Raw genomic sequence first — 10,636 nt, forward strand, 5'->3', positions numbered from 1 at the left:
ATGGGTATACAAACAGATAAAGGACGTTGGTCCCGTTCGAGCCTAAAAACAAAGAAAATTAGTTCAGTTAGAGATAAACACCCTTTAAACTTTCAAGCATACTCGGTAGCGGCTCACCACTTGATTTCTTGTGAAGTAGCGAAGAAATTATCGAGCGTTCGAAAGAAGCAAATCGTGTACAAAGGTTATGATATAAACTACCTGTTTAACTTAACTTTCTTACCTACAATCGACCAGGTTTCATGCCAATATAGAGTACCTCTACACAAATCAGGACACACGGATCAACGTTTAGAAGAGTACTATCAGGCAGAAACGGGTACTAGCATTGTGCAAGATCTTTCATCTTTGGAGGCCAATGTTGCTAATGAAACGAATTCGTTTAAATCTGAATTATTAGAAGGGGACTTGTCGTTGATTACAAGTCTATCTGGGTATCATAAAGTCGTAGCTTCTATGCTTGCAAAAAAACTAAAAAGTGTAGATTGCGATACTAATGCTCAAGAGTACGTAGATACTCTAGATGAACTATCCCTTGATATTGCAGACTTAATCGGAAATCATAAACTTCACTTGATAGCCCGAGGAAGACACCTCAGTAATACAGGCACCGGATGTCATTTTTGTAGGAACTCCGGTGGTGATCGAAACCATTACGATTTGAGTGATGTTAGTTACAGAAGACCGGTACCGACTAAAGAAAAGGTAAAGGCATTTTGCTATGAAGGCAGTTCGTTGAAGACGATAGGAGAACAACAGTAAGCTATGAAATTCTCAATAATTAGTGAAAACTTTCAAGTTTCTAGTACGAGCTTTACATGTATCGATAATAGAGAGCCACTATATAGTAAATCCGAATATGAACCTACGAGCTCGAAATCACCAATAGTGTGGGAAGCACTGGACGGTTCGACTAAGCAAGTTGGAAATATAGCCGATAATGGGGATCTTTGTGTTACCAAGGAGTTTGCTGAGATCGTGATGAGCTTTGACCCTTATGGTATAGAGTGCTACCCAGCGACACTAAAATTAAGTGATGGCTCGTTGACTGATAGATATTTACTTGCTCTTAACAATGTTATTGATGTTATTGACGATGTTAAGTCTCGAACTAGAAAATCTCCTAAGAGAAACAAAATCCTTGTTATGGAGTTGTATTTGTCAAAAGATAAGCTAGTACAAATACCTTTCCAAAAACGTATTTTGTTTAGGGTGCAAGGCGCTGATACTGCGACAGTGTTTTGTGAGGAAATTTACGATCTAGTAGCTAAAGATGACCGTTATTCTGATTTGAGGATGTTTAAGCTAGATTGCAATCAAGAAGTACCGAAATATTGAGGCGATAATGAAAAATCAATATAGTGTTTTATCAAAGCAAAACTTAACAGAGTTTCCATTTCAACAAACTCCAAAGCCAATTGTACCTGTCGAACCAGACTTATTACTGGAAATGACTTTTTCACCAAAGCTTTTTGTTATTGGCGATATCGCTTCAAAAGTAGAACAATTGGTTGTGCACGGTGTGGAATGGTTAGATGCTCGTGTCGATTGCTCCCCAAGCCAGCCATCTGATGATCAAATTAAGGTGTATGAAGACTATCGGATGCCTTACATTCACCAAACTTACAAATTGACGAATCAAGAAAAGCAGTTTGGTAAGCTTAATTGGATAGATGCTGAAAATACCGAGTTTGATTTTTCTAAGTTTGAGAATATTCCACTAGAAGAAAGGCTGATCTTCAAACTAGAAGAAGATTATGGTTTGGTTTTTATTCACCAAAGCGTGATTGATTTACTTAAGCAACATGTTAATGATGTTTGGGTTCGAGATGTATAAAATGAAAGCGCCTGAGGCGCTTTTTTTTAAGTCATACTGGTTACGTTAACTTCTGATACATAGCAATAGTTAAGCACTTAGATCTTTTCAATCTCGGGCAGGGTGTATACCTTCATTGATTCAACGTTAGGTTGATAGACACGTAATAAGAAAGACCAGTTGTCTTTAGGGGTGTAAGCAAAGTTTACGTTATTACCATCCGCATGTTTTTTACAGTCTAAACCACCGAATACCACCGTGAATGTACCGTCTTCGTTTTGCGTCAGTCCTTGATTGGTCGAAACGATGTTATTCTCGTTCGACATGAGATAACCTTTTGAATCGTAGACAGTGATTGAGTAATAACCTAGGTCACTAGCTAATTTAGGTGCTTCGTATGTCGCTTGGTAACATTGTTCACCTTTGGCATTCTCTAGTGCGTAAGGTGCATACATTGCGGTGTCAGCTGTCGATAGGCCGAACGCTCCAGCAATTGTGTAAGTAGTCTTTTCCCAGTCAGTCACATCTTGCGCTCGGTATTGAACTGTATCGTATGTGTCATTTAACTTATCGTATTCTGGCATTAATGCAGTACGAACTGCTTCCATAGCCTCAGTGTTTGGCTTTGGCAATCCTTCAAGATCTTGACCACCACCGATAATTTTCACTTTCGGCTGAAGCTCTTCTGTAATCCGTTTAACGTTTTGTTTTGTTCCATCTGTCGCAAAACGCAAGCCTATCAGCACATATTTTGTATCGAACATTTCAGGAGTGAACTCGTAAGTTCCTGCGCCAACCTTATAAAATGGTTGAGTGTGGTTCATATCTTGAAGGTGAAGTGTAACCAATTTCCCATCGTTCTCAGGTACAACGACTGTAAATGGTTTGGAGGTATCGATAACGCCCATTGAGTACAAGTGATCAATGGATGGTGATACAACCCAGCGAGTGTCTTTGTTCGCCAGTTCTTTGAAGTGATGAAGGTTGTTTAAGCCTAACTTAAAGTTGCGAGCAAAATTGTCAGCAAACCAAATGCCTTCTTGGTTTATGTACTCATGCACCGTCATACCATGATCTTCTGGGTTTACCGCCCACGAAGAAGAGTCAATGTTAGCAAAGACGTCTTCAATTGATTTATCTTCATTGTTAAAGCTGGTTGTGGACGTTCCTGCAACCGTAGAGAAAGACGTGACCACTAATAAAGAAAGTAGAGTTTTTTTCATTTTTAAATACCATATTCTGTTTTATTAAGTTGAGGTAATGGTAAGTAAAAGTTTGGTATTTATGAAATGACTATATAGAATCACAGGTATGACAAATATGTTATACCTGTGAGGTTGGTACTTTGAAAGCTGCGCTAAACAAGATCGATTTGAACCTACTTAAGGTTCTACATGTTTTGATAGAAGAGCAAAATGTTACCCATGCTGCGGAGCGACTTTTTCTTGCTCAGCCTTCTGTGAGTCGGAAGTTACGGAAACTTCGAGAGCAGCTTGATGATGAGCTCTTTGTTTCGACTCCACAAGGAATGAAACCTACCTACAGGTGTAATCAAATCGCAGAGTCACTCCCTGACTTAATTGCGCTGCTAGAGAAAACATTAACTCCGGTAAAGAAGTTCGACGCGTACAGCCACGCTGGGCATATCTCTTTGGCCATTAATCCGCTTTTAGGACAGTCATTGCCTCATATCTTGTTTCTATTCCTTGCCAAGCATGCGCCGAACGTGACATTTTCTTGCCACATATGGAACCAGAATACGCTTGATAATTTAGCGAAAGATAACATTCAGTTAGGCATTAATTACGACGTCCCAATAGGCAGCAAGGCCATATTGCATAAACATTTGGCCGAAGATCACTTTAAGTTGTATGCGAATAAATCCCATCCTATTCATCTGAAGAAGATTGTAGAATTTGAATATCTTTCAGAATGTCGATTTGCAATTGCACAGTTGGCTGAGTGGAATGAAAAAGAGGGGATGATGGAAAACATGTTGGTGCAAAGAGGATTGAATTATAACGAAGTCTTTCGTTCCGAAATAATCTCAAATGTCGCAGCTGTGGCAGCGCAAACCGAGGCTCTATTTCCAACTTCAGAACTGTATATCGATAATACACATAACCTAGTTGAAGTTAGTCATGCGAGGCTCCCATCATTCAATAGCAAGCAGATTTTGCTTTATCAACACAAAAAAAGGGAGTCAGATCCTTTCTACTTGTGGCTACATGAAAACATAGTCCAGTTGGTTGATGGGTTAGGTTAGTTGTCCTCCTGGCAACTGTTTAACTCGATACATCGCTTTTTCTTAGAGTGAGCGCCATCACCAGGTACTTCAAGGATATTTCAACGAGTTTGTTTCAGTAAGTTCGGGGGTAATTCTCTATCTGTAACCGTTGATAAACTTAGCTCGGCGGCAACGAGCTCATGTGTGTTTGTATTGACTGCAATATGAAGCTTTCGCCAGACTCTACGCTTCCCATCCGTCCCGTGTTTTTTGACTTTCCATTCACATTCACCATAAACCTTAAGGCCAGTAGCATCGATGGCTAGGTGCCGTATTGCTCCTCTAGCTTTAGTCTTAAATGAGGCCTCAACTTGCTTGGCTCTACGAATGATGTAGGTGTAATGCGGACAACTTAACGGCACATGGGCTAACCAAAATATCGAGACTACAAATCCTTGCAGCGCTGTCAGTGGCATAGAGAAAACTCGTTTCACCATGAGTGCTGTCGTGATAGCTAAATCATTGAACCGACATGGCCTAAACGAGCGCTTATTCTGTTTGCTCTGCGTCCACCCGACTATTGTCTCTTTATCAATCCAAAAGGTCAGAAAGCCTCGATTAATAAATGATTGGTTGTATTGTAACGAGGTTTAGGCACAGAGCTACGAGAGGGGGTGGGCGTAGCTGAACAGGTCGTAGGTTCTAGGTTTAGTTCGATTGAATTACACAACAAAGCCAACTCTCGATATGGAATAGAACGCTATCTAGATAATGAAGAATAATAGGCAGCAATATCTTTTAAATCTTGTTCAGAAAGTCGACTTAATTGAGCCTTCATCATGTCAGCGTAGGCACCTTCACGTTGGTCGTTCTTATACATTGTCATAGTATTGAACAAATAGAGGCGGTCTTGCCCTTTAAGGTCTGGGGAGTTTTTATTCGTGTTGTCGCCAGCAACTGAATGGCAAAAAACACAACTCGGGGATTTCAGTTTACCGAGTTCTGGATCACCAAAGTTGTCTGCGTGAAGTGTGAAAGAGAGGGAAGCAGTTAGTAAGATTAGATACTTGTTGTACACGTATATACTCCTGTGAAAACAAAAGTATAAAGCTTCCCCTTAGGGGAAGCTCAAGTATTAATAGCGATAGATGAGAACTTTGCTGAGAGTTACAGCGCTTTTTCTAATTCCGTTAGGAATCGAGCAATGTCTTCTGTACTAATATCACGGTGAGTAACAAAGCGAACAGGATTACCTGGTGACATAGTAATACCTTGTTCACCTAGCTCTCGTGCGATGCGGTTGATATCTACTGATTCATCTAATTTAGCAAACACAATGTTAGTTTGGATGAAATTAGGGTTAACAGAAAAGCCTTCTAGCTTGTTTAAACCAATCGCTAGATTTTTTGCATTGTCGTGGTCAGCTTTAAGTTGAGCCACGTTCTCCGTGAGCGCCATTTTCCCTGCTGCGGCAAGAATACCTGCCTGACGCATACCGCCACCCACCATTTTACGTAGGCGGCGTGCTTTGGCGATGTACTCTTTACTACCAAGAAGTAGTGAACCGATTGGAGCGCCTAAACCTTTCGATAAGCAAATCGTCATAGAATCGAAGTGTTGTGCGATCTCTTTAATGTGAACATCTAACGCGACTGCCGCATTGTAGACGCGCGCTCCATCTAGGTGCATTTGCAAGCCATGTTGGTTTACGAACTCACGAGCTTCCGCTAAATAAGACATTGGAAGTACTTTACCATTAATCGTATTTTCTAAACTAAGCAGCTTAGTACGTGCAAAGTGGCTGTCGTCTGGCTTAATCGCAGCAGCAAGTTTTTTAAAATCTAACGTGCCATTTGGGTTGTTTTCAATTGGCTGAGGTTGAATAGAACCAAGTACCGCAGCGCCGCCAGCTTCGTACTTATAGTTGTGCGCCTGTTGGCCACAAAGGTATTCGTCACCACGCTCACAGTGCGCCATTAAACCAAGTAGGTTAGCTTGCGTGCCAGAAGACGTGAACATAGCGGCTTCAAAGCCTGTTTCGTCTGCTGCCCACTGCTCAAGCTCGTTTACTGTTGGATCGTCACCATATACATCATCGCCGACTTCTGCGTTTGCCATTACATCGCGCATTGCTTGTGAGGGTTTAGTTACGGTATCAGAACGAAAGTCCATGTTTCTCTCCTAGAGTATTATAGGTAGCCGCAGAGTTGGGCTTTACTTAAACAAGCGATAGTTTTTGTATCGGTGATTTGATCGTGTCGTATTTTGTTGTGTAGTTCTTCTAAGCTCAGCTCGATCACTTCTATGACTTCATCTTCATCACATTCAAAGCGGGTAGTGAGGCTTAGGTCTTTTGCGACAAACAGATACTGTATTTCATCACAGAAGCCAGCCAAAGGGGTGACTTGCCCTAAACTTTGAAAAGAAGTTGCACTGTAACCTGTTTCTTCTTCCAGTTCGCGCTGCGCGCATTCAAGAGGTGTCTCATCAATTTCCATAGTGCCTGCAGGTAACTCTAGAAGCCACTTTTTGAGAGAAGGGCGAAATTGATTAATGAGGATAATCTTTCCAGACGAAGTGATAGGAAGAATAACGGCCGCGCCAGGGTGGTTGATTGTTGTATGTTTTACCATGACGTTCGTAGGGAGCGTCACGTTCTCTTCTATAAGAGAAATACTTTTCCATTGATGGATAACTTTACTCATGCAGTCTGGCCACATTCCTTGCCAATTTGTCGATAACTGAAGACGTGCACCACCATAACGTCTATGGTGTCGAAAATAAAAGAAAAATTGGGTTTAGTTATAGATTTCGTTTTGCGCCGTTCGTGATGTTACTCTCATATTTGGAATCTATGATTACATGAAAATTACGACCCTAACCATCTGATATAAATGCAACTCAATAATAAAATACACTTGTAACAAAGTGCTAACAAATGTATAAAAACATATCTACACTATCAACAGTTAAAAGATTTCCGGAGTAACGCATGAACCCTTCTATTTCCTCACATGCTGACAAAGCGCTACTCTCTGAAAGAATCAATAAATTAGCGCATGCTCTATCCGATGGTGTCTATGAAAGAGAAGACACGATTAAGCTCTGTTTACTGGCGGCTCTCGCCGGCGAAAGTGTATTCCTATTAGGCCCTCCGGGCATCGCAAAAAGTCTTATTGCTAAACGCTTGATCCAAGCTTTTGACAATAGTAGCTATTTCGAATATTTGATGACACGTTTCTCTACGCCAGAGGAAGTGTTCGGTCCGCTAAGTATCCAAGAATTAAAAGATAACGGTCGTTATGTAAGACTGACTGAAGGGTACCTACCAACTGCACAAGTTGTGTTCCTTGATGAGATCTGGAAAGCAGGCCCTGCAATCCTAAACACACTGCTTACTGTAGTGAACGAAAAAACCTTCAAAAACGGCAGCGACATTGAGCGTGTACCAATGCGCTTGTTGGTATCTGCATCTAATGAACTTCCAGACGAAGACAGCGGCCTGGAAGCGCTTTATGACCGTATGTTGGTTCGTGTGTTTGTAAACCGTATTCAAAACAAACAAAACTTTAAATCGATGCTGACGACGGGTACTTCTCAAGAAGCGGTAATTCCAAAAGGTTTGGCGATTACGGACATTGAATACCATCAATGGCAGAAAGAGCTCGATAAGCTGGAACTGACAGACAATTCGTTTGATAAGTTGTTTGAACTAAAAACCATGCTTGAAGAGACGGTTAAGAAGCAAGGCTCTGCTTCAGAGTCAGAATTGTATGTATCAGACAGACGCTGGAAGAAGGCCGTTAAACTATTGAAAGCGAGTGCGTTCTTTAGTGGTCGCGATAGCGTGAACCCGCTGGATATTATGCTTCTGCAAGATTGTTTGTGGCATAGCCCAGAATCACGTGATGTGGTTCGTAGCGTGGTGAAAGACTTTGCATTGAACCGAGCGTTTGATCAACAAGAGTCGAAAGCTCAAATTGAAATGTCTCGTGAAGAGTTAGAAGAGATTCAAGACGATGTTGAATCAACGTTGTCGGTGTCACTTTCTATGGAGTCAACCAGTGGCTTGTTGCGTAAAGATGTTTACCAGAATGACATCAAGAACGCGAAAATGTACAGTGTGGGCCGTGCTTACAATCTAGTGAAACTGGTTATGCTGCAAAGCAACATGTCGGTTTCTGAATCTGAGAAAGGCGATAGCCGTTGGGTATACGTAGCCAAAGACGATTTTGATCGTGTTCTTAAAGAAGGTCACGGTGATATTTACGGTTACGTAAACGAAAATAAAAACCTATGCCGTTTAAAACTCGACTTGGATGCATCAAACCAATTAGTGATTAAAGACATCGCCAATCGCTCTGTATTGGTGAGTGTGGTTACTACTGACGGTTTAGACCAAGAACTGTACAACAAGTGGTTGAGTGGCGCTGAGAAAGCCTTAGAACAGTTAACTGAAGCTGAATTCAAGTTAAAACGCGTTCGTACTGAATTCCATGATGCATTACCTCATAACTATATTGACCCTGATTTACCAAAAGCGATGGAAGCAAGTTTGCAATCGGTAACGCAAGATCTTGAAACCACGAAAGTGAAGAGTGCCAAGATCGCTCAGCGTATTAAGTTTATGAGCCAGTACTTCGAGTAAGAGGAGAGCATATGTTAGGAGCAGACGGCTTAAACCTCGCTTTGATGGTAGCTGATTCCGGAATCATTGATACCGCGATGAATGATCTCATCGCTCGTTCTCAAGTCATGATGGCTGCAGAGAACAAAGGTGTGAAAACATCAGTGAAAAACCACTTAGTTAAATGGCGCGGTAAAGTTAAAAAACGCGTTACTAAGGTGTGTGAAACTGATCGATTCCAAGAGGAAATCGCCCTTTACCAAGAAGTGATTTACTGGGATGAACCTCAGTTCTTTGATGAGATTGACAGCGTTATCAAAAAGCTGGAGTGGCACTCAGCGTTTTATCTACAAGCTCGACGCCTTATGGAGAACAACAAGGGTGTTTATAACGCGATGTTTCCACACTACTTTTGCGACCAATGGTACCAATCACTTTCTGATGCGATTAAACAAGCTCAAGTAACTGAACTTGAAACAAGCAAAGAAAAAGTCTTAGCCGATCTTTATCAGCGCATGGAAACCATGAAAAACATGGATAAAGTGACTGAGTCGGGTGATGAAGGCAGTGTAGGGCGCTTGTGGGACATGGCTTCTGCCAAATTAAGCAAAACAGACCTTACCATCATGAAACGTCATGCTGAGTTCTTGAATAAGCACAAGGGCTTGCAAGAGATCGCTGAAAAGCTAGGCCGTATGGCTGGTGAGGAAGATGATCCTTCGCTACACAAAGCCCCTGTAGAAGAATTGCAGGTGGTTGAAGAGAAAAGCGATGAAGCGGTCGATGATATTGTCGGGATTCATGAAAGTGATGACCTTAACAAGATGCTGCCAAACGAAACCATGTTCTTAGCTTATCCTGAACTTGAGGTTATCTTTTACAAGCACTTGGCCGACAAGCGTTTACTGAGCTATCGCTCGCAAGGTAAATCACGCACGTTACGCAAAGTGAAGGCGCAAAAACCAGATAGCAAGAACATCGATATTGAAAAGGGCCCGTTTATCGTCTGTGTGGACGCTTCGGGTTCTATGAGTGGTTTCCCTGAGCAGTCTGCTAAAGCAATGGCTTATGCCTTAATGCAAATTGCTCTTGCAGAAGAGAGAGACTGTTATGTGATTCTTTTTTCTTCTGAGCAGATTACCTATGAGTTAACCAGGCAAGATGGCCTACGTGAAGCGAGCGACTTCTTAAGTTACTCATTCCACGGCGGTACGGATTTGGAACCTGTTCTCATGAAGTCGATTGACCTAATGACTGGTGATAAATACAAGAATGCCGATTTAATCGTACTTTCTGACTTTATTGCGCCGAAACAATCAGACGAAATGATTGCTCAGGTTGAAAAGTTGAAAGAACACAAAAACCGTTTCCATGCGGTTAGTCTTTCTAAGTATGGCAACCCTCAACTTATGACTATGTTTGACCACTGCTGGGCGTATCATCCGAGTCTTGTCGGTCGTTTCATGAAGAAGTGGTAGCGCTAGAACATCTTGTTTAACTCGATTTTGCTGTGTGTTTTTTGATTAAAGAGATCGAACATGCAGCAATTTGATTTAAATGTCAGCAAACGGAATTTAAATTCACTTTTTTGTTTGACTATCTCCCCTCAATCCGTAAAGTAGGCACCCGAACACAGCGGTGCGGCTTACTTAAGTCCCTAAAGTGTTGAATTAAAAAAGGCGCCTTGGCAGAGTGGCTATGCAGCGGATTGCAAATCCGTGGACCTCGGTTCGACTCCGGGAGGCGCCTCCATTCTTTTTCTTAGCTTGATAAGTTAAGAGATATTAAGAATGAAAATGCGATACTAGCTCAGTTGGTAGAGCGCAACCTTGCCAAGGTTGAGGTCATCGGTTCGAACCCGATGTATCGCTCCAAATTTTGTAGTGTTGATTCATTTTGACATTAAGATGGTGTTTTACTTTTCAGTAATCGGCATCGCAATAAAAAATTGCGTGCCCTGGTGGTG

General features: G+C 41.7%; 10 protein-coding genes, 2 tRNA genes and 1 pseudogene. 8 read left to right on the forward strand and 5 right to left on the reverse strand.

Features of this window, described 5'->3' with window-relative positions; translation table 11 throughout:
- Genes AB4185_RS20860 through AB4185_RS20870 form a run of 3 tightly spaced genes read left to right on the forward strand, consistent with a single transcriptional unit; the run spans position 1 to position 1,837 of the window.
- Positions 1-762 carry an AHH domain-containing protein gene (locus AB4185_RS20860; protein ID WP_372102474.1) on the forward strand — a complete coding sequence of 254 codons (762 nt, stop codon included), beginning with the start codon at positions 1-3 and terminating at the stop codon, positions 760-762.
- A gap of 3 nt (positions 763-765) precedes the next feature.
- Positions 766-1,338 carry a hypothetical protein gene (locus AB4185_RS20865; protein WP_372102476.1) on the forward strand — a complete coding sequence of 191 codons (573 nt, stop codon included), beginning with the start codon at positions 766-768 and terminating at the stop codon, positions 1,336-1,338.
- A 7-nt stretch (positions 1,339-1,345) separates the two neighbouring features.
- Entirely contained in the window at positions 1,346-1,837 is a 492-nt protein-coding gene (locus tag AB4185_RS20870) for a hypothetical protein (RefSeq protein ID WP_229648398.1), read from the forward strand.
- A 77-nt stretch (positions 1,838-1,914) separates the two neighbouring features.
- Here the strand turns inward: AB4185_RS20870 and AB4185_RS20875 are convergent, their stop codons facing one another.
- Complete coding sequence (locus AB4185_RS20875; protein ID WP_017064536.1) at positions 1,915-3,039, reverse strand: DUF1254 domain-containing protein; 1,125 nt, start codon at positions 3,037-3,039, stop codon at positions 1,915-1,917.
- 122 nt (positions 3,040-3,161) lie between these two features.
- Between AB4185_RS20875 and AB4185_RS20880 the strand changes: the two genes are divergently transcribed.
- The gene (locus AB4185_RS20880) at positions 3,162-4,082 is read left to right on the forward strand and encodes a LysR family transcriptional regulator (protein ID WP_076668635.1); all 921 of its coding nucleotides are present in this window, start codon (positions 3,162-3,164) and stop codon (positions 4,080-4,082) included.
- 83 nt (positions 4,083-4,165) lie between these two features.
- Here the strand turns inward: AB4185_RS20880 and AB4185_RS20885 are convergent.
- The 4 genes and pseudogenes from AB4185_RS20885 to AB4185_RS20900 all read right to left on the reverse strand — a co-directional run.
- Positions 4,166-4,684 (reverse strand): annotated as a pseudogene (locus AB4185_RS20885) (IS5 family transposase); the annotation flags it as partial.
- A gap of 119 nt (positions 4,685-4,803) precedes the next feature.
- A complete protein-coding gene (locus AB4185_RS20890) occupies positions 4,804-5,121 on the reverse strand; it encodes a cytochrome c (RefSeq protein WP_017064539.1) in 318 nt (105 codons plus the stop codon).
- Positions 5,122-5,210: 89 nt separating this feature from the next.
- Complete coding sequence (gene ltaE, locus AB4185_RS20895; RefSeq protein ID WP_102333597.1) at positions 5,211-6,215, reverse strand: low-specificity L-threonine aldolase; 1,005 nt, start codon at positions 6,213-6,215, stop codon at positions 5,211-5,213.
- Between the two features lie 17 nt (positions 6,216-6,232).
- Positions 6,233-6,748, reverse strand: coding sequence for an NUDIX hydrolase (locus tag AB4185_RS20900; protein WP_102333598.1), 516 nt, complete (start codon positions 6,746-6,748; stop codon positions 6,233-6,235).
- A 287-nt stretch (positions 6,749-7,035) separates the two neighbouring features.
- Between AB4185_RS20900 and AB4185_RS20905 the strand changes: the two genes are divergently transcribed.
- The 4 genes from AB4185_RS20905 (at position 7,036) to AB4185_RS20920 (ending at position 10,544) form a co-directional block, all read left to right on the forward strand.
- The gene (locus AB4185_RS20905; RefSeq protein ID WP_372135881.1) at positions 7,036-8,691 is read left to right on the forward strand and encodes an ATPase RavA domain-containing protein; all 1,656 of its coding nucleotides are present in this window, start codon (positions 7,036-7,038) and stop codon (positions 8,689-8,691) included.
- Positions 8,692-8,702: 11 nt separating this feature from the next.
- A complete protein-coding gene (gene viaA, locus AB4185_RS20910; protein ID WP_017064542.1) occupies positions 8,703-10,148 on the forward strand; it encodes an ATPase RavA stimulator ViaA in 1,446 nt (481 codons plus the stop codon).
- Positions 10,149-10,348: 200 nt separating this feature from the next.
- A tRNA-Cys gene (locus tag AB4185_RS20915) sits at positions 10,349-10,422 on the forward strand.
- Between the two features lie 46 nt (positions 10,423-10,468).
- Positions 10,469-10,544: transfer RNA gene (locus AB4185_RS20920), tRNA-Gly, on the forward strand.
- Positions 10,545-10,636 lie beyond the last annotated feature (92 nt).

The organism is Vibrio sp. 10N.286.48.F5 (genome assembly GCF_041469785.1).
Taxonomy (GTDB): Bacteria; Pseudomonadota; Gammaproteobacteria; order Enterobacterales; family Vibrionaceae; genus Vibrio; species Vibrio crassostreae_C.

What these genes read in the sequence shown, in the direction of transcription:
- viaA (WP_017064542.1), top strand. Translation starts at nt 8,703, where the DNA reads ATGTTAGGAGCAGACGGCTTAAACCTCGCTTTGATGGTAGCTGATTCC.
- AB4185_RS20900 (WP_102333598.1), bottom strand. Translation starts at nt 6,748, where the DNA reads ATGAGTAAAGTTATCCATCAATGGAAAAGTATTTCTCTTATAGAAGAG.
- AB4185_RS20865 (WP_372102476.1), top strand. Translation starts at nt 766, where the DNA reads ATGAAATTCTCAATAATTAGTGAAAACTTTCAAGTTTCTAGTACGAGC.
- AB4185_RS20875 (WP_017064536.1), bottom strand. Translation starts at nt 3,039, where the DNA reads ATGAAAAAAACTCTACTTTCTTTATTAGTGGTCACGTCTTTCTCTACG.
- AB4185_RS20905 (WP_372135881.1), top strand. Translation starts at nt 7,036, where the DNA reads ATGAACCCTTCTATTTCCTCACATGCTGACAAAGCGCTACTCTCTGAA.
- AB4185_RS20860 (WP_372102474.1), top strand. Translation starts at nt 1, where the DNA reads ATGGGTATACAAACAGATAAAGGACGTTGGTCCCGTTCGAGCCTAAAA.
- ltaE (WP_102333597.1), bottom strand. Translation starts at nt 6,215, where the DNA reads ATGGACTTTCGTTCTGATACCGTAACTAAACCCTCACAAGCAATGCGC.
- AB4185_RS20870 (WP_229648398.1), top strand. Translation starts at nt 1,346, where the DNA reads ATGAAAAATCAATATAGTGTTTTATCAAAGCAAAACTTAACAGAGTTT.